The organism is Streptomyces sp. NPDC006385, from assembly GCF_040612485.1.
Lineage (GTDB): Bacteria > Actinomycetota > Actinomycetes > Streptomycetales > Streptomycetaceae > Streptomyces.
On sequence record NZ_JBEXQG010000023.1, the window covers coordinates 59,918 to 80,341 of the forward strand.

25 protein-coding genes are annotated in these 20,424 nt (G+C 72.3%); 5 read left to right on the top strand and 20 right to left on the bottom strand.

Annotated elements, in window-relative coordinates; translation table 11 throughout:
* Nucleotides 1-18: 18 nt before the first annotated feature.
* The 7 genes from ABZ078_RS19715 to hisI form a co-directional block, all read right to left on the bottom strand.
* The gene (locus ABZ078_RS19715; RefSeq protein ID WP_107120106.1) at nucleotides 19-192 is read right to left on the bottom strand and encodes a hypothetical protein; all 174 of its coding nucleotides are present in this window, start codon (nucleotides 190-192) and stop codon (nucleotides 19-21) included.
* Between the two features lie 22 nt (nucleotides 193-214).
* The gene (trpC, locus tag ABZ078_RS19720) at nucleotides 215-1,024 is read right to left on the bottom strand and encodes an indole-3-glycerol phosphate synthase TrpC (RefSeq protein ID WP_356576909.1); all 810 of its coding nucleotides are present in this window, start codon (nucleotides 1,022-1,024) and stop codon (nucleotides 215-217) included.
* 150 nt (nucleotides 1,025-1,174) lie between these two features.
* Complete coding sequence (locus tag ABZ078_RS19725) at nucleotides 1,175-1,621, bottom strand: DUF2752 domain-containing protein (protein ID WP_356576911.1); 447 nt, start codon at nucleotides 1,619-1,621, stop codon at nucleotides 1,175-1,177.
* A gap of 76 nt (nucleotides 1,622-1,697) precedes the next feature.
* A complete protein-coding gene (locus ABZ078_RS19730; RefSeq protein ID WP_356576913.1) occupies nucleotides 1,698-1,949 on the bottom strand; it encodes an HGxxPAAW family protein in 252 nt (83 codons plus the stop codon).
* A 113-nt stretch (nucleotides 1,950-2,062) separates the two neighbouring features.
* The gene (locus ABZ078_RS19735) at nucleotides 2,063-2,704 is read right to left on the bottom strand and encodes a TIGR02234 family membrane protein (protein WP_356576915.1); all 642 of its coding nucleotides are present in this window, start codon (nucleotides 2,702-2,704) and stop codon (nucleotides 2,063-2,065) included.
* 59 nt (nucleotides 2,705-2,763) lie between these two features.
* Nucleotides 2,764-4,251, bottom strand: a complete 1,488-nt coding sequence (locus tag ABZ078_RS19740) for an anthranilate synthase component I (RefSeq protein WP_356576917.1) — start codon at nucleotides 4,249-4,251, stop codon at nucleotides 2,764-2,766.
* Between the two features lie 11 nt (nucleotides 4,252-4,262).
* Complete coding sequence (gene hisI, locus ABZ078_RS19745; protein WP_356576919.1) at nucleotides 4,263-4,670, bottom strand: phosphoribosyl-AMP cyclohydrolase; 408 nt, start codon at nucleotides 4,668-4,670, stop codon at nucleotides 4,263-4,265.
* A gap of 74 nt (nucleotides 4,671-4,744) precedes the next feature.
* Between hisI and ABZ078_RS19750 the strand changes: the two genes are divergently transcribed.
* Nucleotides 4,745-5,380: a TIGR03085 family metal-binding protein gene (locus ABZ078_RS19750; protein ID WP_356576921.1), complete on the top strand. Its 636-nt coding sequence runs from the start codon at nucleotides 4,745-4,747 to the stop codon at nucleotides 5,378-5,380.
* A 3-nt stretch (nucleotides 5,381-5,383) separates the two neighbouring features.
* On the opposite strand, the gene ABZ078_RS19755 is transcribed toward ABZ078_RS19750, so the two are convergent.
* From ABZ078_RS19755 to hisD, 10 genes are all read right to left on the bottom strand, one after another.
* Nucleotides 5,384-6,634 carry an MFS transporter gene (locus ABZ078_RS19755; RefSeq protein ID WP_356576923.1) on the bottom strand — a complete coding sequence of 417 codons (1,251 nt, stop codon included), beginning with the start codon at nucleotides 6,632-6,634 and terminating at the stop codon, nucleotides 5,384-5,386.
* A 23-nt stretch (nucleotides 6,635-6,657) separates the two neighbouring features.
* Complete coding sequence (locus ABZ078_RS19760; RefSeq protein WP_356576925.1) at nucleotides 6,658-7,248, bottom strand: helix-turn-helix domain-containing protein; 591 nt, start codon at nucleotides 7,246-7,248, stop codon at nucleotides 6,658-6,660.
* Nucleotides 7,249-7,373: 125 nt separating this feature from the next.
* Nucleotides 7,374-8,129 (bottom strand): imidazole glycerol phosphate synthase subunit HisF, encoded by a 756-nt coding sequence (gene hisF, locus ABZ078_RS19765; protein ID WP_356576927.1) that lies wholly within the window; start codon nucleotides 8,127-8,129, stop codon nucleotides 7,374-7,376.
* A 12-nt stretch (nucleotides 8,130-8,141) separates the two neighbouring features.
* A complete protein-coding gene (locus ABZ078_RS19770) occupies nucleotides 8,142-8,540 on the bottom strand; it encodes a RidA family protein (protein ID WP_356576929.1) in 399 nt (132 codons plus the stop codon).
* A gap of 16 nt (nucleotides 8,541-8,556) precedes the next feature.
* Nucleotides 8,557-9,279: a bifunctional 1-(5-phosphoribosyl)-5-((5-phosphoribosylamino)methylideneamino)imidazole-4-carboxamide isomerase/phosphoribosylanthranilate isomerase PriA gene (priA, locus tag ABZ078_RS19775; protein ID WP_356576931.1), complete on the bottom strand. Its 723-nt coding sequence runs from the start codon at nucleotides 9,277-9,279 to the stop codon at nucleotides 8,557-8,559.
* 4 nt (nucleotides 9,280-9,283) lie between these two features.
* A complete protein-coding gene (gene hisH / locus ABZ078_RS19780) occupies nucleotides 9,284-9,928 on the bottom strand; it encodes an imidazole glycerol phosphate synthase subunit HisH (RefSeq protein WP_356576933.1) in 645 nt (214 codons plus the stop codon).
* Nucleotides 9,919-10,083: a hypothetical protein gene (locus ABZ078_RS19785; protein ID WP_356576934.1), complete on the bottom strand. Its 165-nt coding sequence runs from the start codon at nucleotides 10,081-10,083 to the stop codon at nucleotides 9,919-9,921. The genes hisH and ABZ078_RS19785 overlap by 10 nt, the downstream gene beginning before the upstream one ends.
* The gene (hisB, locus tag ABZ078_RS19790) at nucleotides 10,080-10,673 is read right to left on the bottom strand and encodes an imidazoleglycerol-phosphate dehydratase HisB (protein WP_015661105.1); all 594 of its coding nucleotides are present in this window, start codon (nucleotides 10,671-10,673) and stop codon (nucleotides 10,080-10,082) included. Before hisB ends, ABZ078_RS19785 begins: the two co-directional genes overlap by 4 nt.
* Nucleotides 10,670-11,776, bottom strand: coding sequence for a histidinol-phosphate transaminase (locus ABZ078_RS19795; RefSeq protein WP_356577003.1), 1,107 nt, complete (start codon nucleotides 11,774-11,776; stop codon nucleotides 10,670-10,672). Before ABZ078_RS19795 ends, hisB begins: the two co-directional genes overlap by 4 nt.
* Nucleotides 11,777-11,790: 14 nt before the next feature.
* Complete coding sequence (gene hisD / locus ABZ078_RS19800) at nucleotides 11,791-13,116, bottom strand: histidinol dehydrogenase (protein ID WP_356576936.1); 1,326 nt, start codon at nucleotides 13,114-13,116, stop codon at nucleotides 11,791-11,793.
* 177 nt (nucleotides 13,117-13,293) lie between these two features.
* On the opposite strand from hisD, the gene ABZ078_RS19805 reads away from it, so the two are divergent.
* The 4 genes from ABZ078_RS19805 (at nucleotide 13,294) to ybaK (ending at nucleotide 17,453) form a co-directional block, all read left to right on the top strand.
* Entirely contained in the window at nucleotides 13,294-14,871 is a 1,578-nt protein-coding gene (locus ABZ078_RS19805) for an oxidoreductase (RefSeq protein ID WP_356576938.1), read from the top strand.
* A gap of 196 nt (nucleotides 14,872-15,067) precedes the next feature.
* Entirely contained in the window at nucleotides 15,068-16,114 is a 1,047-nt protein-coding gene (locus ABZ078_RS19810; protein ID WP_356576940.1) for a hypothetical protein, read from the top strand.
* 11 nt (nucleotides 16,115-16,125) lie between these two features.
* On the top strand, nucleotides 16,126-16,863 hold the full coding sequence (locus ABZ078_RS19815; protein WP_356576941.1) for an LON peptidase substrate-binding domain-containing protein: 738 nt from the start codon (nucleotides 16,126-16,128) through the stop codon (nucleotides 16,861-16,863).
* Nucleotides 16,864-16,946: 83 nt separating this feature from the next.
* The gene (gene ybaK / locus ABZ078_RS19820; RefSeq protein ID WP_356576943.1) at nucleotides 16,947-17,453 is read left to right on the top strand and encodes a Cys-tRNA(Pro) deacylase; all 507 of its coding nucleotides are present in this window, start codon (nucleotides 16,947-16,949) and stop codon (nucleotides 17,451-17,453) included.
* A gap of 25 nt (nucleotides 17,454-17,478) precedes the next feature.
* On the opposite strand, the gene ABZ078_RS19825 is transcribed toward ybaK, so the two are convergent.
* The 3 genes from ABZ078_RS19825 to ABZ078_RS19835 form a co-directional block, all read right to left on the bottom strand.
* A complete protein-coding gene (locus ABZ078_RS19825) occupies nucleotides 17,479-18,264 on the bottom strand; it encodes an AAA family ATPase (protein ID WP_356576945.1) in 786 nt (261 codons plus the stop codon).
* Between the two features lie 34 nt (nucleotides 18,265-18,298).
* Complete coding sequence (locus tag ABZ078_RS19830; RefSeq protein ID WP_356576947.1) at nucleotides 18,299-19,123, bottom strand: ABC transporter permease; 825 nt, start codon at nucleotides 19,121-19,123, stop codon at nucleotides 18,299-18,301.
* Nucleotides 19,124-19,235: 112 nt separating this feature from the next.
* Nucleotides 19,236-20,210, bottom strand: coding sequence for an ABC transporter ATP-binding protein (locus ABZ078_RS19835; RefSeq protein WP_356577005.1), 975 nt, complete (start codon nucleotides 20,208-20,210; stop codon nucleotides 19,236-19,238).
* Nucleotides 20,211-20,424: the final 214 nt, after the last annotated feature.

Here is a 20,424-nt window from a genome sequence, read left to right on the forward strand (position 1 = left end):
GCGCAGTTCCCCGCGCCCCTAGGGGGCGCGCTGCCATCGACGGCCGTTGACCTGCCCGGGTTCGTCGCCGATCACGTACCGCACCCGTCGACCGTGCACCCTGCGCGCGGGCGCGCGACAGCCGCGGGGCCGGCAGCCGCGCGCGAGGCGGGCGTACGGGTCCCTGGTCGTCAGGGTGATCGGGAGGGTCATCGCCGCTCAGCCTACCGGGTGATCAGCCTCTGCCGTGCCGCAATGCGGGGTGCTCGCCCGCTGCCACCAGGTCGGAGACGGCGGACTTCGGGTCCTTGCCGGTGACCAGGGACTCGCCGACCAGGACCGCGTCGGCGCCGGCGTTGGCGTACGCGATGAGGTCGTGCGGGCCACGGACGCCGGACTCGGCGATCTTGACGATGCCGTCGGGGATCTCCGGTGCCACCCGCTCGAAGGTGCCGCGGTCGACCTCGAGGGTCTTGAGGTTGCGGGCGTTGACGCCGATGACCTTCGCGCCCGCGTCCACGGCGCGCTCGACCTCGTCCTCGTCGTGCACCTCGACCAGCGGCGTGAGGCCGATGGAGACCGCGCGCTCGATCAGCGACTCCAGCGCCGCCTGGTCGAGGGCCGCGACGATCAGCAGCGCGAGGTCGGCGCCGTACGCCCGGGCCTCCCACAGCTGGTACGACGTGACGATGAAGTCCTTGCGCAGCACCGGGATGTCCACGCGCGCGCGGACCGCCTCCAGGTCGGCCAGCGAGCCGCCGAAGCGCCGCTGCTCCGTCAGCACGGAGATGACGGCCGCGCCGCCCGCCTCGTAGTCCGCGGCGAGCCCGGCCGGGTCGGCGATCGCGGCCAGCGCGCCCTTGGAGGGGCTGGAGCGCTTGACCTCGCAGATGACCTTGACGCCGTCGCCCTTCAGCGCGGCGACCCCGTCCTTGGCCGCGGGAGCCTTCGCCGCGCGCTCCTTGAGCTCGTCGAGGCTGACGCGCGCCTGCCGCTCCGCGAGGTCGGCACGGACTCCGTCGATGATCTCGTCGAGCACACTCACGCGAGCGGCCCCCTTCCAGACGGTTGACTATGACTGCGGTGACTATGAAAGCGGTACGAATCCTATGGTCACTGCGATGGTATCCGGAGGTGGGCGTAGGCCTCGCATCCGGTTGACGCCGGTCCCACTACCTGGACATTCCCCCGTTGATCAAGGATGCAGCCAGCCACCGAACGGCAGGTTCCGGACAACGGTGAAGACCAGCGCCAACGCGCCCGCGGCCCACAGTTGCACCGGTCCGAGTTCGAGCCTGAACGGCCGTCCGCGCGCCGCGCGGACCACCCAGACGGTCCACAGCACGGCGAAGACCGCGTAACCGGCCACGGCCAGGGCGTTGTCCTGGAGCGCCGCCAGGACGTCCCCGTGGACGACGGCGTGCGCGCTGCGCAGTCCGCCGCAGCCCGGGCAGTAGACGCCGGTGTACTGCAGGAGCGGACAGGCGGGGTAGTGGCCGGGCTCGTTCGGGTCCACGGTCCCCACGTACGCGAAGGCGCCGGCGACGGCCGCGAGGACCCCCGCCGGAGCGGCCAGGCGTACCCACGCGGCGCCGGCGCCGGGTCGCGCCGCCCTCTGACTGTCGGCGTTCACGTCATGCATTGTGCCCCGCACGCGCGCGAGGGGCGCCCCCAGGCACCCCATCGGCGCCGGGTCGCCCCTCAGCGAAGTCGGTTTCTCAGCGCTCGGCGGACGCCGTCTCGCGCTCGTGCGTCATGAGCAGCGCCTCGTGAGCGCCCTTGGGCTGGCCCATGCCCATCGCGCGCATGACCCAGCCGATGACACCGCCGATGACGACGACGCCCATGCCGGCCCAGAAGCCCGCGGGCTGGTCCATCACCATGAAGGCTCCCGCGACGCAGAAACCGATGAAGGCGATCGAGACACCGGTCCAGGCGGCCGGGGTGTGACCGTGGCTGCTGCCCGCCATTTGCTTGCTCCTCGTTGCTGTGTACGTGTCGTACGTGGGTGAGCCGGTCGCTCGCTGTCATTGTCCCGCACGCGTGCGGGTGCGGTGATCGGGGGTCATGGGGCGCCCCCGGGTCAGGCTCCGGTGGGGTCCTCGCCCCGGTCGAGGGCCTTCCAGAGCTCCTCGGGCCGGTCGGGGTCGGCGGTCCGGGCCCTGCGGCGCGGGCGGGGTGCGCCACCGCGCTCGTAGCGGCCGGACATCCCGGGCCACAGGCGGCCGTAGCGCAGGGCCAGCAGACCGGCGAGCAGGATCAGGACGCCGCCGACGGCCGCGACGTAGGGCCAGACGGTGTGGGTGAGGGCGTGGACCGTGGCCGAGGTGTCGCCGGAGGCCCGCGCGGCCTGCTCGTCGAGCGCGGCGCTGTCGGAGGCGCCGAGCAGGGCCGCGGCGACGGTGCCGGCGCCGGAGAGCGCGAGCAGGCCGGCGACCATGAAGCGGCCGGCCCGGCGGACGGCGAAGACGGCGACGAGCGCGGCGAGCCCCACTATGGCCAGGGCCGCGGGGACGCCCGTGACGTCACTGCCCTTGGCGGCCAGCGGGAACGGGCCGCCGGCCACCGTCACGGTGCCCTCCGACCAGCGCTGCCGGGTGGCGAGCAGCGCGACGGCCGCGCCGAGCGCACCGCACAGCAGGGCGAGGGCGAGACTCATACGGCCGGCCCGGGCGGAACCGGGGGCTTCGGAACGGGGGTGCGGAACAGCAGTCACGTACTCCACTATCACCCGAACCCCGAACGATCAGTCACCCGGGGTTCGGATGGGACGGCCACCCGGGTTCACGCGAGCCGGTTGGCCGTGTGCACCGCCCGCAGGACCGCCGCCGCCTTGTTCCGGCACTCGGTGTCCTCGGCGACCGGGTCCGAGTCGGCGACGATGCCCGCGCCCGCCTGGACGTACGCGGTGCCGTCCCGCAGCAGGGCCGTGCGAATCGCGATGGCGGTGTCGGAGTCGCCCGCGAAGTCGAGGTAGCCGACGCAGCCGCCGTACAACCCGCGCCTGGACGGCTCGAGTTCGTCGATGATCTGCATCGCTCGTGGCTTGGGAGCGCCGGAGAGGGTGCCGGCCGGGAAGCAGGCCGTCAGGACGTCGAAGGCCGTACGGCCCGGTGCGACCCGCCCTGTGACCGTCGAGACGATGTGCATCACGTGCGAGTACCGCTCGATGGACATGAAGTCGACGACCTCGACCGAACCCGGCTCGCACACCCGCCCCAGGTCGTTGCGGCCCAGGTCGACCAGCATGAGGTGCTCGGCGCGCTCCTTGGGGTCGGCGAGCAGTTCGTCGGCGAGGGCCTGGTCCTCCTGCGGAGTGGCGCCCCGCCACCGCGTCCCGGCGATGGGGTGGACCATGGCCTGCCCGTCCTCGACCTTCACCAGCGCCTCCGGCGAGGAGCCGACGACGTCGAAGCCGTCGAAGCGGAACAGGTACATGTACGGCGACGGGTTGGTCGCCCTGAGGACCCGGTAGACGTCCAACGCGCTTGCCGCGCACGGCGTTTCGAAGCGCTGGGAGGGCACCACCTGGAAGGCCTCGCCGGCCCGGATGCGCTCCTTGATGTCCTCGACGGCCTCCTGGAAGTCCTCGCCGCCCCACAGGGCGGTGTACTCCGGGAGTTCGGAGGGCGGCAGCACCGCCGGTGGCTGGGCGACCGGGCGCGTGAGGTCGGCCTGCATGGCGTCGAGGCGGGCGACCGCGTCGGCGTAGGCCTCGTCGACGCCGGTGTCGAGGTCGTTGTGGTTGATCGCGTTGGCGATCAGCAGGACGGAGCCCTCCCAGTGGTCCATGACGGCGAGGTCGCTGGTGAGCAGCATGGTGAGCTCGGGCAGCTTGAGGTCGTCCCGCTCGCCGGGGCCGATCTTCTCCAGGCGGCGCACGATGTCGTAGCCGAGGTAGCCGACCATGCCGCCGGTGAAGGGCGGCAGGTTCAGGTCGTGGGCGAGGTCGCGCGGGGTGTGCAGGGCCTCGATGGTGGCGCGCAGAGCGGCGAGCGGGTCGCCCTCGGCGGGGACGCCCACGGGCGGGGCGCCGAGCCAGTGGGCCTGGCCGTCGCGCTCGGTGAGGGTCGCCGCGGAGCGGACGCCCACGAACGAGTAACGGGACCAGGAGCGGCCGTTCTCCGCGGACTCCAGCAGGAACGTGCCGGGGCGCTCGGCGGCGAGCTTGCGGTAGAGCGCGACCGGGGTGTCACCGTCGGCGAGGAGCTTGCGGGTGACGGGAATGACGCGGCGGTCGGTGGCCAGCTTGCGGAACGTCTCGAGGTCCATGGCGGCTGACCTTACTGATCCCGGCCCGGTACGGCGCCGTCGCCGTCCTTGAGCAGCACGTCGGCGTCGAAGCAGGTGCGCGCTCCGGTGTGGCAGGCGGCGCCGACCTGGTCGACCTTGACGAGCACGGTGTCGGCGTCGCAGTCGAGGGCGACGGACTTCACCCACTGGAAGTGACCGGAGGTGTCGCCCTTGACCCAGTACTCCTGGCGGCTGCGCGACCAGTAGGTGCAGCGGCCGGTGGTGAGCGTGCGATGCAGTGCCTCGTCGTCCATCCAGCCGAGCATCAGCACCTCTCCGGTGTCGTACTGCTGCGCGATGGCGGGGAGGAGTCCGTCCGCGCTGCGCCTGAGGCGCGCGGCGATCTCGGGGTCCAGCCGGCTGGGCTGACGGGGCGTGCTGGTGGTCATGCATGCCATTGTGCCGCGCGCCACTGACAGTGACCGGGAGGTGTCCACTGGGCGGACCTCGTACGTGGTCGTAGGCTGACAGCATGTCGACCTTCGCCAAGCGTGAACGACTTCTCCTGGCCGACCTCTTGGAGGCCGAGGGCCCGGATGCCCCCACCCTCTGCGAGGGCTGGACGACCCGTGACCTGGCCGCGCACGTGGTGGTGCGCGAGCGCCGTCCCGACGCTGCCGCCGGCATGCTGATCAAGCAGCTCGGGGGGCGCCTGGACAAGGCGATGGAGGAGTTCGCGGCGAAGCCGTACGAGGAACTGATCCAGCTCATCCGCACCGGCCCGCCGCGCTTCTCGCCCTTCCAGCTCAAGCAGATCGACGAGGCGTCGAACACGATCGAGTTCTACGTCCACACGGAGGACGTCCGCCGTGCCCGGCCGGACTGGGCGCCGCGCGAGCTCGACCCGGTCTTCCAGGACGCGCTGTGGTCGCGTCTGGAGCGCACGGCCCGGCTGATGGGCCGCGGCGCGCCCACGGGCCTGGTGCTGCGCCGCCCGAACGGCCAGACGGCCGTGGCCCACCGGGGCACGCCGGTCGTCACGGTGACCGGCGAGCCGTCGGAGCTGCTGCTGTTCTCCTACGGCCGCCAGAGCGCCGCCGACGTCGAACTGGACGGCGACAAGGACGCGATCGCCAAGCTGCACGAGACGAAGCAGTTGGGGATCTGAGGCTCACTTCGGCAGTTCCGCGCCCCGCAGGCCGCGCACGCACAGGGCGATCACGCCGCCGAGACCGCACACCGCCGCGCTGACCACGAAGACCGGCCCGGTGCCCCACGCTCCGATGGCGGCGGCGGACACCGGCATGCTCAGCGGCGCGAAGCCCAGGCTGACCAGCGAGGACACGGCGGTGACCCGGCCCAGGTACGCGGGGTCGGCCTGGGTCTGCAGCAGGGCGCCGCACATGGCCCCGCTGAGTCCGGCGAGCAGTCCGATGAGCAGGGCCACGCCGACGGCCGCGAGGACGCTCGGGACGAAGGCCAGGGCGCCGATCGCGACCGACCCGGCGAGGATCGCGCAGGCCGCCACGCGCCCGGCGTGCGGCAGGTGCCCGCGCACGGTCAGCAGCAGGGAGGCGGCGCCCGCGCCGACGCCGAACCCGCCGAGCACCCAGCCCATCCCGGAGGCGCCCCAGCCACGCTCGTCGGCGAGCAGGGTGAGGCCGACGTTGAGCGGGCCGACGAAGCCGAGGTCTCCGAGCGCGATGACCACCATCAGCGGGGCCAGCACACGGTGCCGGCGGATGTGGCCGAGCCCGGCCGTCAGGTCGCGCCAGGCGGTGCCGCCACGAGCGGTGGGCCTGTCTTCGGCGGGCAGCTCCCGCACGCGTACGAAGACCAGCAGCGGCACCGACACGGCGATCAACAGCCCCGAGAGGACGAACGCGGCCGACGCGCCCCCGACCGCCACGGCGAGTCCGCCGAGCGGGCCGCCGACGACGCTCGCGAAGCGGATGCCGAGCCCGCGCATGCCCTGCACGCGCGCGAGCTGCCCGCGACTCGTCACGCGCGCGGGGAGAGCCCCCACGGCCGGCAAGAACACGGCGTCGACGGTGCCGAAGACGAGGGCGAGCAGGGCGAGCGGCCACAGTCCGGGGGTGGTGAGGAACAGGAGCGCCGCCACCGCGAGTACGGCCGCGCAGCGCACCGCGTCACTGCCTATGACGACCCTGCGCGGCCCCAGCCGGTCGGCTATCACTCCCCCGCCCAGCATGAGCAGGGCCCGGGGCAGCGCGCTCACCGCCATGACCACTCCGGCCTGCGAGGGCGAACCCGCCTGGACGGCCGCCCAGGAAAGGGCGATGTAGTAGACGCTGTCGCCCATCATCGAGGCGGTGTAGGCGGCGAGCCAGCGCAGTACGTTGCCGTCGCGGTGGGCGGGTCGTTCGACGATGTCGGCCGGGGCTGTGAGCGTGGCGGTCACGGTGGCGTGTCCTCTCGGGCGTCTCAGGCGCGGAACGGGAAGGCGTACGTGTGCACCGCGACGCTCTCGCGGCCCTCGGTGTCGCCGGCGTCGGCGGCGGCCCGGCCGTGCTCGTCGTATCTGCGCAGGAGGGCGAGCAACTCCTGGTTCAGCTCGGCCAGTTCGTCCGCCGTGAGACGCATGTTGGACTCGGTGGACGAGGCGACCCGGTTCCAGTCGGGCGCCCAGTGGGACCGCTCGTCGAGCCAGCGCCGGTACATGTCCGCGCGCTGGTCGGCGAACAGCCTGCTCGCCGCCGTGTGCGCGGCGGCCTTCTCGGGGGCGTCGCGAAAGTCCTCGTCCCGGATGCTCACGCCGTCCGAAGCGGGCTGCCACCACCGCTCGCGGCCGTCGGCGCTCTGCGCTTCGGCCTCCTCGATGAGGCCGTGCTCGGCGAGCTTGCGCAGGTGGTAGCTGACCAGTGAGACCGCCTCGTCGACCTGCTCGGCGAGCTGGGAGGCGGTGGCCACCCGTCTGATCGTCAGCGCTCTGAGCAGGTTCATGCGAAGCGGGTGGGCGAGCGCCTTGAGCGTGCCCAGGTCCTTGATCCGGCGGTCTCTCTCCTTGCCTGTCATGCCCTCGACCCTAGATGCGAAGCAAATCTTGCGCAATGTATTTTGCGCAATTTCTCTTTCGCATCTGCGGACGAAAAAGCCCCGGCCACCAGAACTGAAGCTCGTGGCCGGGGCTCGGTCCCGTCTCACCTCACCGGGTGCCCAGCGACCCGCAGCGCGTCCTTCACCTGCCCGATCCGCAGATCGCCGAAGTGGAACACCGACGCCGCCAACACCGCGTCCGCCCCCGCCTCGATGGCCGGCGGGAAGTCGGTGAGCTTGCCGGCGCCGCCGGACGCGATCACCGGGACCGTCACGTGCTTGCGTACCGCCTGGATCATCTCCAGGTCGTAACCGTCCTTCGTGCCGTCCGCGTCCATCGAGTTGAGCAGGATCTCGCCCGCGCCCAGCTCGGCGGCCCGGTGCGCCCACTCGACGGCGTCGATTCCGGTGCCGCGACGGCCACCGTGCGTGGTGACCTCGAAGGTGCCCTCAGCTGTGCGCCGCGCGTCGACCGACAGGACCAGGACCTGCCGCCCGAACCGCTCGGCGATCTCGCGGATCAGGTCGGGACGGGCGATCGCGGCGGTGTTCACACCGACCTTGTCCGCGCCCGCGCGCAGCAGCTTGTCCACGTCCTCGGCCGTGCGCACACCGCCGCCCACCGTCAGCGGGATGAACACCTGCTCGGCCGTGCGCCGCACCACGTCGTAGGTCGTCTCCCGGTTGCCGGAGGAGGCGGTGATGTCCAGGAACGTCAGTTCGTCGGCGCCTTCGGCGTCGTACACCTTGGCCATCTCGACGGGGTCGCCCGCGTCGCGCAGGTTCTGGAAGTTGACGCCCTTGACGACCCGGCCGTTGTCCACGTCCAGGCAGGGGATGACTCGGACCGCCAGGGTCATGAAACCGGCTCCTTACTCACGTCCTGTGAATGCTTCTATTTCCACTTCGACCAGGATGCGCGAGTCCACGAAGCCCTCCACGACGAGCAACGTCGAGACCGGGCGCACCGTGTCGAAGAACTCCTTGTGGGCCCGGGCCACGGCGTCCACGTCCCGCGCGTGGGTCAGGTACATCCGGGTCCGGATCACGGACTCGATGCCGAGCCCGAACTCGCCGATCGCCTCGACCGCGCTGGTGAAGGCCACCCTGGCCTGCTCGTACGGGTCGCCCTCGCCGTACAGCACGTCGCCCTTGAACGATGTCGTGCCCGCCACCAGCACACGATCGCCCGCCGCGACGGCACGTGCGAAACCGAAGGACTCTTCCCAGGGACTTCCGCTCTGCACGCGCCGCACGGCATCGGACGTCATGACACTGTGTCCGTTTTCACGATGTAGCCTCCAAGGCCTCTTCCAGGGTGAACGCCTTCGCGTACAGCGCCTTCCCGACGATGGAGCCCTCGACACCGAGCGGGACCAGCTCGGCGATGGCCCGCAGGTCGTCCAGGGACGAGACGCCGCCGGAGGCCACCACCGGGCGGTCCGTCGCCGCGCAGACGTTCCTCAGCAGCTCCAGGTTGGGGCCCTGGAGGGTGCCGTCCTTGGCGATGTCGGTGACGACGTAGCGGGCGCAGCCCTCCTTGTTGAGGCGTTCCAGCGTCTCGTAGAGGTCGCCGCCGTCGCGGGTCCAGCCGCGGCCGCGCAGGGTCGTGCCGCGTACGTCGAGGCCGACGGCGATCTTGTCGCCGTGCTCGGCGATGACCTTGGCGACCCACTCGGGGGTCTCCAGGGCGGCCGTGCCGAGGTTCACGCGCGTGCAGCCCGTGGCGAGCGCGGCGGCCAGCGAGGCGTCGTCGCGGATGCCGCCGGACAGCTCGACCTTGATGTCCATCGCCCCCGCGACCTCGGCGATCAGCTCACGGTTGTCACCGGTGCCGAAGGCGGCGTCCAGGTCGACCAGGTGGAGCCACTCGGCGCCCGCCCGCTGCCAGGCGAGGGCGGCCTCCAGCGGGGAGCCGTAGGAGGTCTCGGTGCCGGACTCGCCGTGCACGAGGCGGACGGCCTGGCCGTCGCGGACGTCGACGGCGGGGAGGAGTTCGAGCTTGGCCATGTCTCTACAGGGTTCCGATCCAGTTGGTGAGCAGCTGCGCTCCGGCGTCGCCGGACTTCTCGGGGTGGAACTGCGTGGCCCACAGGGCGCCGTTCTCCACGGCGGCCACGAAGGGCTTGCCGTGCGTGGACCAGGTGACCTTGGGGGCGGTCATGGTCGGGTTGTGCGTCTCCAGGGCCCAGTCGTGGACCGCGTAGGAGTGCACGAAGTAGAAGCGGGCGTCCGCGTCCAGGCCGGCGAACAGCTCGGAGCCGGCCGCCACGTCCACGGTGTTCCAGCCCATGTGGGGCACGATGTCGGCCTGCAACGGCTCGACCGAGCCCGGCCACTCGCCGAGGCCCTCGGTCTCGACGCCGTGCTCGATGCCGCACGCGAACAGGATCTGCATGCCGACGCAGATGCCCATCACGGGACGCCCGCCGGCCAGCCGCCGTTCGACGATCCAGTCGCCGCGCGCCTCCTTGAGGCCCTGCATACAGGCGGCGAAGGCGCCGACGCCCGGTACCAGCAGGCCGTCGGCGTCCATGGCGCGGTCGAAGTCACGGGTGATCTCGACGTCGGCTCCCGCGCGCGCGAGGGCCCGTTCGGCCGACCTCACATTGCCGAAGCCGTAGTCGAAGACGACGACGTTCTTGGTGCTCAATTCCACACCTCCAGCCGCATGACGCCGGCGACGAGGCACATCGCGGCACCGATGGAGAGCAGCACGATGAGGCTCCTGGGCATCTGCTGCTTGACGAAGGAGATGATCCCGCCGACCAGGAAGAGGCCGACGACGATCAGGACGGTCGACGTGCCGTTCACAGCGCGCCCTTCGTGGAGGGCAGGATGCCGGCCGCGCGCGGGTCCCGCTCGGACGCGTACCGCAGGGCCCGCGCCAGTGCCTTGAACTGGCACTCCACGATGTGGTGCGCGTTGCGCCCGTACGGGACGTGCACGTGCAGCGCTATCTGGGCCTGGGCGACGAAGGACTCCAGGATGTGCCGGGTCATCGTCGTGTCGTACTCGCCGATCATCGGCGCCATGTTCTCGGGCTCGGTGTGCACGAGGTACGGGCGGCCGGACAGGTCGACGGTGACCTGGGCGAGGGACTCGTCCAGCGGGACCGTGCAGTTGCCGAACCGGTAGATCCCCACCTTGTCGCCGAGGGCCTGCTTGAAGGCGGCGCCCAGCGCGAGGGCGGTGTCCTCGATGGTGTGGTGCGAGTCGATGTGCAGGTCGCCCTCGGTCTTGACGGTCAGGTCGAACAGACCGTGCCGGCCGAGCTGGTCGAGCATGTGGTCGTAGAAGCCGACGCCGGTCGACACGTCGACCTTGCCGCTGCCGTCGAGATCGATCTCGACGAGCACCGACGTCTCCTTCGTGACCCGCTCCACGCGTCCTACGCGGTTCATGCGCTCTGCTCCTTCTTCAGTTCACGTACCGCGTCGAGGAACGCGTCGTTCTCTTCGGGGGTTCCGGCGGTGACCCGCAGCCAGCCCGGCACGCCGTTGTCCCGGACCAGGACGCCCCGGTCGAGGATCTGCTGCCAGACGGTGTGAGCGTTTTCGAAGCGCCCGAACTGCACGAAGTTGGCGTCCGACGCGGTGACCTCGTAGCCGATCGCCAGCAGCTCGGTGACCAGCCGGTCCCGCTCCGCCTTCAGCTGCTCGACGTACTTCAGCAGCGTGTCGGTGTGTTCCAGGGCGGCCAGGGCGGTCGCCTGGGTGACGGCCGACAGGTGGTACGGCAGCCGTACGAGCTGGACGGCGTCCACCACGGCCGGGTGCGCGGCGAGGTAGCCCAGGCGCAGGCCGGCCGCGCCGAAGGCCTTCGACATCGTCCGGGAGACGACGAGATTCGGCCGGCCTTCGAGCAGCGGCAGCAGCGAGTCGCCGTGGCTGAACTCGATGTACGCCTCGTCGACCACGACCATGGACGGCTTCGCCGCCTGCGCGGCCTCGTACAGCGCGAGGACCGTCTCGGGCGGGACCGCGGTGCCCGTGGGGTTGTTGGGGGTGGTGATGAAGACGACGTCCGGCCGGTGCTCGGCGATCGCCTTCTCGGCGGCGGCGAGGTCGATGGTGAAGTCCTCGTTCCGAGGGCCGGAGATCCATCCGGTGCCGGTGCCGCGCGAGATGAGGCCGTGCATCGAGTACGACGGCTCGAAGCCGATGGCCGTGCGGCCGGGCCCGCCGAAGGTCTGCAGCAGCTGCTGGATGACCTCGTTGGAGCCGTTGGCGGCCCAGACGTTCGCGGGACCGACCTCGTAGCCGGAGGTGTCCGTCAGGTACTTCGCGAGCTGGGTGCGCAGCTCGACGGCGTCCCGGTCGGGGTAGCGGTTGAGGTTGCGGGCGGCTTCACGGACCCGCTCGGCGATCCGCTCGACCAGCGGCTCGGGCAGCGGGTAGGGGTTCTCGTTGGTGTTCAGCCGTACAGGGACGTCGAGCTGGGGCGCGCCGTAGGGGGACTTGCCGCGCAGCTCGTCACGGACGGGGAGCTCGTCCCAGGGGGACACAGAGGGGTTGCCAGTCACTTGCCTTCAGGAACCTTCCAACCGAACCGTGCCTTGATCGCCGCGCCGTGCGCCGGCAGGTCCTCCGCCTCCGCCAGCGTGACCACGTGATGCGCGACCTCGGCCAGCGCGTCCTTCGTGTAGTCGACGATGTGGATGCCCCGGAGGAAGGACTGCACGGACAGCCCGGAGGAGTGGCAGGCGCAGCCGCCCGTCGGGAGCACGTGGTTCGACCCGGCGGCGTAGTCGCCGAGCGAGACCGGCGCCCACGGCCCGATGAAGATCGCGCCGGCGTTGCGCACCCGGTCGGCCACGGCGGCCGCGTCGGCCGTCTGGATCTCCAGGTGCTCGGCGCCGTAGGCGTCGACCACCCGCAGGCCCTCGTCGATGCCGTCGACCAGGACGATGGCGGACTGCCGGCCCGCGAGGGCGGGACGGATCCGGTCCTCGATGTGCTTGCTGGCCGCGACCTGCGGTTCCAGCTCCTTCTCGACCGCGTCCGCGAGCTCCACGGAGTCGGTGACGAGGACGGCGGCGGCCAGCGGGTCGTGCTCGGCCTGGCTGATCAGGTCGGAGGCGACGTGCACCGGGTCGGCCGTGCCGTCCGCGAGGATCGCGATCTCGGTCGGTCCGGCCTCGGCGTCGATGCCGATCCTGCCGGTGAAGTAACGCTTGGCGGCGGCGACCCAGATGTTGCCGGGGCCGGTGACCATGGGGGCGGGCGGGCAGGACTCGGTGCCGTACGCGAACATCGCGACGGCGGTCGCGCCACCGGCGGCGTACACCTCGTCCACGCCGAGCAGCGCGCACGCGGCGAGGATCGTCGGGTGCGGGAGGCCGCCGAACTCGGCCTGCGCCGGGGAGGCGAGGGCGAGGGACTCGACGCCCGCCTCCTGGGCCGGGACGACGTTCATGATCACGGAGGACGGGTAGACGGCCCGCCCGCCGGGCGCGTACAGCCCGACCCGGTCGACCGGCACCCACTTCTCGGTGACCGAGCCGCCGGGCACGACCTGGGTGGTGTGGGTGCTGCGGCGCTGCTCGCGGTGGACGAGACGGGCGCGGCGGATGGACTCCTCCAAGGCCGCCCGCACGGCCGGGTCGAGCTCGTCCAGGGCCTTTTCGAGAGCCTCGACGGGCACCCGCACCTGGTCGAGCCTGACGCCGTCGAACTTCTCGGCGAAGTCGATCAACGCCGCGTCGCCCCGATGATGCACGGCCTCGCAGATCGGTCGCACCTTCTCCAGGGCGGCCTGAACGTCGAAGTCGGCTCGGGGCAGCAGGTCGCGCAGGGCGGGGCCCTCGGGGAGGGCGTCGCCGCGCAGATCGATTCGGGAGATCACGGGCTCAATTCTCGCAGACCTCGCTCGGGAACCGTTCGCACATTCCAATGGCTGATACGCGCCCCCTGCGGAACCCGGAAGATCCCCTTCACGTCTGGTGTTCGGGGCGTTACTCAGCGGGCAGAACAGGTGTACGGGGCAAACGACTCACGAGTAGCCGGGGAGGAAGGGAAAGCTGTGACCGAGGGGGCCGGCACCCCGTGCGGGGACCTGCCGGACGGCCTGACCGCTGCCGAGGCCGGCATGTGGCAGGCCTTCCGCAACGGCACTGTGTACGACCTGAGCAGCGGGGACACGGTCGTCGACGATCCGCACGGCGGACACCCCTGGGGAGACGAGCGGACCGTACGCGCGCGCATCGTCTGCTGGCTGCTGCTGGACGGACCGCCCGCCCTCGCGGGCCGGGTGTCGTCGTTGAAGCTGGTCGGCGTGCGGATCAGCGACACGATGGACCTCGCGGGCGGCACGGTGGTGCCGTACGTCGAGATGCGCGGCTGCCGTTTCGACCGGGAGGTCCGGCTGCCGGAGGCCCGCTTCACGACCGTGCGGCTGGTGGACTGCGCGGTGCCGCGCCTGGAGGCCGCCCGGGTGCACACCGAGGGCGACCTGCATCTGCCGCGTTGCCGCTTCCACAACGGGGTACGGCTCACCGACGCCCACATCGGCACGGATCTGCTGCTCAACCAGGCGATCGTCTACCGCGACCGCAGCGGCCGCTCGATCGCCGGGGACGGCATGACCGTCGGGCAGGACCTGCAGGCCGAGATGCTGGAGTCGCACGGCGAGCTGAGTCTGCGCGGCGCGAGCATCGGCGTGTCGCTGAGCCTGCGGGGCGCGCGGCTGGTCAACCCGTACACGCGGCTCGCGCTGAACGCCCCCCAGCTGACCGTCGGGCGCACGCTGTATCTGACCCCGGCCGGCGTCGGCAGTCCGCTGCTGAGCGGCCGTACCCCGGCGCGCGGGACGCGCATCCAGCGGTTCGCGTGCCAGGGCGGGGTACGGCTGGACGACGGGCGGTTCGGGGACGCGGTCGACCTGGAGCGGGCCCGGTTCGCCTTCACCGACGAGCAGGAACTGTCACTGCGCCGCATCCAGACGCCCGAGCTGCGCTTCCTCGGGGAGCAGCCGGAGCGCGGCGGGGTGGTGCTGTCGGGGGCGCGGATCGTCAACCTGATGGACCGGGCGGACGCCTGGCCGGGCCCCGGTCGGCTGCACATGAGCGGCTTCACCTACGAGAACCTCGTGCCGCGCGGCCCGTTCCCGCTGGAGCGGCGGCTGGAGTGGGTGGCCGCCGCGACCGCCGAGTACACCCCAGAGCCGTACGAGCGGCTGGCCGCCGTGCTGCGGGCCGGCGGTGAGGACGAGGACGCGCGCGAGGTGCTGCTCGCCAAACAGCGCCGGCGCCGCGAGACCCTGCCGCTCGCGGCGAAGCTCTGGGGGTACGCGCAGGACTGGACCGTCGCCTACGGCTACCGGCCGGGCCGGGCGGCCGTGTGGATGGCGGTGCTGTGGGCGGCGAGTTCGGTGGCCTTCACCCATGCCGAGCATCCGCCGCTCAAGGGCGGCGAGCATCCGACCTGGGACCCGGCCCTCTTCGCCCTCGACCTGCTGCTGCCGGTCATCGACCTGGGCCAGGTCGGGTTCTGGCAGCTCAGCGGCGGCTGGCAGTGGCTGGCCGCGGCGATGATCCTGCTGGGCTGGATCCTGGCGACGACCGTGGCGGCGGGGGCCACGCGGTTGCTGCGACGGAGCTGACACCGCTGAGGCAGCGGAGGTTGCGGAGGTGGCGGAGGCAGCCGAGGTAGGCGAGCTCGGTGAGGCTTCTGAGCTGAACTTATGAAGGTACGACAGTGGTTGAACACTTGACCTTTACCGGTTCTTGACCCATCCGCGTACAACTTTCCATGGGTTGTCCGTTCCCTATGGCGCGGGCCCGACCAGCCGTCTTTCAATGGTCGGCACCATGGCTCTGCTGCTCCCGTTCGGCCGTACCTCCCGGACGCCAAGGACCGTAGATCACCCGGCCGTCGGGCTCCCCGCCGACTCCGAGGTGCTCCTCGACGCGCCCGACGACCACCTCGGACCCGCGCTGGTCGCGGCCGGGCGGGGCGCGTACGACGCCGCCGCCGAACTGCTCGCCGGCACCCGGCTGCGGGCGCGGTGGGAGCACCGGGACGGATACGTGCTGCGCCTGGCGGCCTTCGCGCGCTCGCGGCCGGAGTGGCTGCAGACCTGGTGCGCGGCCGCCCCGCACGACCCGGACGCGCTGCTGGTCATGGCCCAGCTCGCGGTGGACCGCGCCTGGCAGTCCCCGGCCCGGGCCGAGCTGCTGCGCGGGGTGAGCCCGCTGATCACCGCCGCCGCCCGCGCCGACGACCGGGACCCGGTGCCGTGGCGGATCGCGCTGGACCACGCCCGCGGCTCCCGTGCCGGGCACACCTACTTCGGGGAACTGTGGGAGGCGGCGCTGCGCCGCGCCCCGCTGCACTACGGCTGCCATGTGGCGGCGCTGCGCTATCTGGCCTCGTCCTGGCACGGCTCCCACCGGGAGTGCTTCGACTTCGCCGACCGGGCCGCGCAGGACGCCCCGGCCGACTCCCTCGTGCAGGCGCTGCCGACCCGGGCCGCCTTCGCCTACCTGACCGACGGCTGCGGTCCGGGCGTGCCGCCCGAGCGGCTGGACGCGGCGGTCGACCGCGCGATCGCGCTCTCCTCCCGCCTCCCGGCGGCCGACCCCTGGCCGGCCGGGGTCCGCAACAAGCTGACGTACGTCCTGGTACGGCTCGGCCGCTGGGAGGACGCCCTGGAGCAGCTGCGCCTGATCGGGCCGTACGCCACCTCCTTCCCGTGGAGCCGGTCCGCGGACGACCCGCTGGGCCGGTTCCTGGAGGTACGGGAGGAAGTGCGGCAGCGGACGGCCGCCGCCTCCGCCCGGAGTGCCCGCGCCGGTCATCCACGGAGTGGGCACCCCGGACGGGTTCACGCCGATGACCACTAGGCTTTGACGCCGTGACCGTCCGTCTTCCGCTCTTCCCCCTGAACTCGGTGCTGTTCCCGGGGCTGGTGCTGCCACTGAACGTCTTCGAGGAGCGCTATCGCGCCATGATGCGCGAACTGCTGAAGACACCCGAGGAGGAGCCGCGCCGTTTCGCCGTCATGGCCATCCGCGACGGCCACGAGGTGGCCCCGAGCGCGCCCGGTATGCCGGACCCCACGGCGCTGCCCGAACGCGGCCCCGCGGCGGGCTTCGGCCCGGACCCGGTCAAGGCGCTCCACGGGGTGGGCTGTGTGGCGGACGCGGCGACGATCCGGGAGCAGGCCGACGGCACCTTCGAGGTGCTGGCGACGGGAACGACCCGCGTACGCCTCCTCTCCGTGGACACGTCGGGCCCGTTCCTCACGGCGGAGCTGGAGGAGCTGCCGGAGGAGCCGGGCGACGAGGCGGGGGCCCTGGCGGAGGGGGTGCTGCGCGCGTTCCGCCAGTACCAAAGGCGCCTGGCGGGCGCCCGCGAACGCTCCCTGTCCACGACGGCCGACCTTCCGGACCAGCCCGGGGTCGTCTCCTACCTGGTCGCGGCCGCGATGATGCTGGACACCCCGACGAAACAGCGTCTGCTCCAGGCGCCGGACACCGCCTCCCGTCTGCGCGACGAACTGAAACTCCTTCGCACCGAGAGCGCGATCATCCGTACTCTGCCCTCGCTGCCGGCGTCGGACCTGACACGCGGGCCGACGAGCCTGAACTGAGCGGAGCGTGGCGGAACCGGCGACTCAGCGAGGCCGGCGGCGGGACCGAGCGGGACAGGGACACGAGGGCGAAGTCGGCGGACATGGCGAAGAAGTCGAAGAAACAACAGCAGCAGTCGGGCGGCACGCCCGCGACGGTGGCCCTCACGGCCGCGGGCGTCGCGTACACGACCCACTCCTACGACCACGACCCCGCCCACCCTTCCTACGGCGAGGAGGCGGCGGAGGCGATGGGCGTGTCACCGGACCGGGTGTTCAAGACCCTGGTGGCGGACGTGGACGGAAAGCTGACCGTGGCGGTGGTCCCGGTGGCGGGCCAACTGGACCTCAAGGCCCTCGCGGCGGCCGTCGGCGGCAAGCGCGCGGTCATGGCCGACCCCGCGTCGGCCGAGCGCACCACGGGCTACGTCCGGGGCGGCATCTCCCCCTTGGGGCAGCGCAGGACACTCCCGACGGTCCTGGACGCGTCGGCCTCCGCCCACCCCACGATCTGCGTCTCGGCGGGCCGCCGCGGCCTGGAGGTCGAACTCTCCCCCGACGACCTGGCCAAGCTCACGAACGCGACCCTGGCTCCCATCGGGCGTGCGTGACCCCTGACATGGGCGCCACCGCGCCCTACACCGGCGGCGCCCCGTACGGCCCCTGCTGCGGCTGCCCCTCGCCGTGCGGCGGATACGGATCCACCTCCCGCGGCCCGAACAACGCCGTCAGCCCCAGATGCACCACCAACGCGGCCAGCGGCCACGCCAGCCACGCCCCCTTGGCCCCCAACTTGAGCGGCGCCGAGAAGGCAACACCCTTGCCCACGTCCTTCGCATGGGCGACCACGTCCTGAGCGGGCCCGAGCCACACCCCGACCCGCCAGGCCAGCAACGACCCGAGCAACCCCCCGACGGCCAGGGCCACCACCAACGGCACGCCCCCGCGCCGCCGCCAGAGAAACACGGCAACCGCACTCACCAGCCCGAACGCGAGCGCGAGCAGCGTGAACGTCCCGTCCACCCCGATCGCCTGCTCACCCTCGGTGTCCTTAAGGTAGACGACCCAGCTCTTGCCGACGACGTCCCCGACCAGCGGCACGCTCGGCGCCAGCCACCACCACAGCACCCCGAGCAGCGCCCCGGCCAGCGCCACCACCACCGCCACGACTGCGGCCTCGCGCACCTCGGTCTTCATTCCAGGACCGTCCTGTCCGTACGAGCCATATATGCCGTACGCGCCGTACGAGCCCGGCGAGCCCTGCGGGCCGGGCGGCACGCCGTACGGGCCCTGTGATCCGGACGCGGGGCCGTACCCGGCGCCCTGCGATGCGGAAGCCGTGTGCCCGGCACCGGGCGGCTGCCACGCCCGGTTCGAGGACTGGTCACGCGGCGGCGGAGGAGGAGTCAGCGGAGCGGTCACCCTGCCATCGTGCCAAACCGCCCCGTGCGGCGCGTCACCGGACGGCCGCCCGGCGGTACGCCCAGGTGGCGACGGCCAGCGAGACGACACCGACCACCCCGCACACGGCCAGGTCACCGAGGACGAACGCCCAGTCGGGCCGCTCCCCGAAGGTCCGCGCGAAGGCCTCCACTCCGTACGTCGACGGCAGCAGATCCCGCGTGAACCGCACGGCCTCCGGCATCCGCTCGGCCGGCAGCACACCCAGCAGCAGCGCCGCCGACATGCCCAACTGCCCGAGCAGCGTGGCCAGTTCCGGCCGGGGCGCGAGCAGCCCGAGCGCCGCCCCCAGCCCGGCGAGCGCGGCCCCGGCCAGCGGGATCACCGCGACGAGCACCCACAGATGCGCCATCGGCAACCCGAACAGCACGCACCCGAAGACCGCCGTCACCACGGTTCCCGGCACGGTGAACGAGGCGTACGCCCCCGCCGCCCCCAGCACCACCGCCGCGGGCGGCACCGGCAGCGTGGCGTAGTGATCGAGCCCGCCGCTGGCCCGCAGCTGCCCGAAGTACTGGGCGAGCAGGTTCAGCGCGACGAAGGCGACGACGAGCACCGACGACCCGGCCACCACGGCCTGCGCCTCGGCTCCGCCGTCCACGACCCCCCGCATGAGGACCATGATCCCGACCGACTGGAAGGTCGCCACGAACAGCAGCGGAATGCGCGCGACCCGCGCCCGGGACAGCTGAGCCCGGTACACGGCGCACAGCGACGGCCACAGCCGCGCACGCGGGCCGAGCTCGGCCGCGGCCGGGCCGGCCGACTCGTCCACGGCCAGGACACTGCCCGGCAGAACCTCGGCGGGTACGACACTCACGTGGCGCTGCTCCCTTTCACACGGGGGATCACTGGGGAGGTGGCCCTGTTCCGTCCGGTGGCCCTGTTCCGTACGGCTACGGATACGTATACGGATACGACAGTCTGCGTGCTCAAGCCTTCACCAGCCCCTGCTGCGCGGCCCCGCCCAGCGCCAGATACACGTCCTCCAGGCTCGGCGTGGCGAGCGTGAAGTCGTCCAGCGCGGCGAAGGCGGCCCCGCCGGTGACGGTGGCGACGACCGCGCGGGCCTCCTCGGGGGCGAGCCGCAGCGTCCAGCGCCGCCCGGACTCCACGGCCCGGTCCCGCAGCGCGGCGACCTCGGGCACGTCCAGCGGCGCCCGGTCCCGCCACAGCAGCTCGACCCGCACCTCGCCGGCGACCCGCTCCTTGAGCCCGGACGGCGTGTCACAGGCGATCACACGGCCCCGGTCGAGCACGGCGACCCGGTCGAGCACCATCTCGGCCTCGATGACGTTGTGGGTGACGAGCAGCACGGTCGTACCGTGCTCGGCCCGCCGCCGGTCCACGGCCGACCAGACGGCCCGCCGTGCCACCGGGTCCATCGCGGTGGTCGGCTCGTCCAGCACGAGCAGCGGCCGCTCCCCGACCAGCGCGGCGGCGAAGCAGGCCAGCCGTCGCTGCCCGCCGGACAGCTTCCGCAGCGGCCGAGCCGCGAGCGGTGTGAGCCCCAGCTCGTCGAGAACGGCGTCCCGCTCGGCCCGCGCCTGCCGCACGTCCAGGCCGCGCAGCCGCCCGGTCGTCTCGGCGGCGAGTGACACGGTCAGCTCGTCGAGGGCGGTCGACTCCTGCCCGAGGTAGGCGAGGATGCGCGCGGCCCGCTCCGGGTGCCGCACGATGTCGTGCCCGAGGATCTCCACGCTGCCGCGATCGGGCCGCATCAGCCCGGTGAGCTGCCGTACGAGGGTGGTCTTCCCGGCGCCGTTCGGCCCGAGCAGCCCGAAGATCTCACCGCGCCGGATGTCCAGCCGTACGTCGTCGGTGGCGCGCACCTCGGGCGTTCCGGGCGCCCCGCGCCGCCCTCGTACGGGCGGATAGGTCTTGGTCAGCCCGCGCACGGCGCACACCACATCACCACTGTGCCGAAGTGCCTGTGCCGCGCGCGTACTCACAAGGGACGAGCCTAAGGGGTCCGCAGCCCGCGTCCGCCCTCGGGGCGGCCACTCGGCACAAACCGGCAGCTCGCCGACGTACATCCGCCGGTCCGCACAAATCCGCCGCAACGGCGCTCAGCCGCGACGGCGCTTCCCGGCGGTGCGGAGCCCACCGCGAGCCACTTGA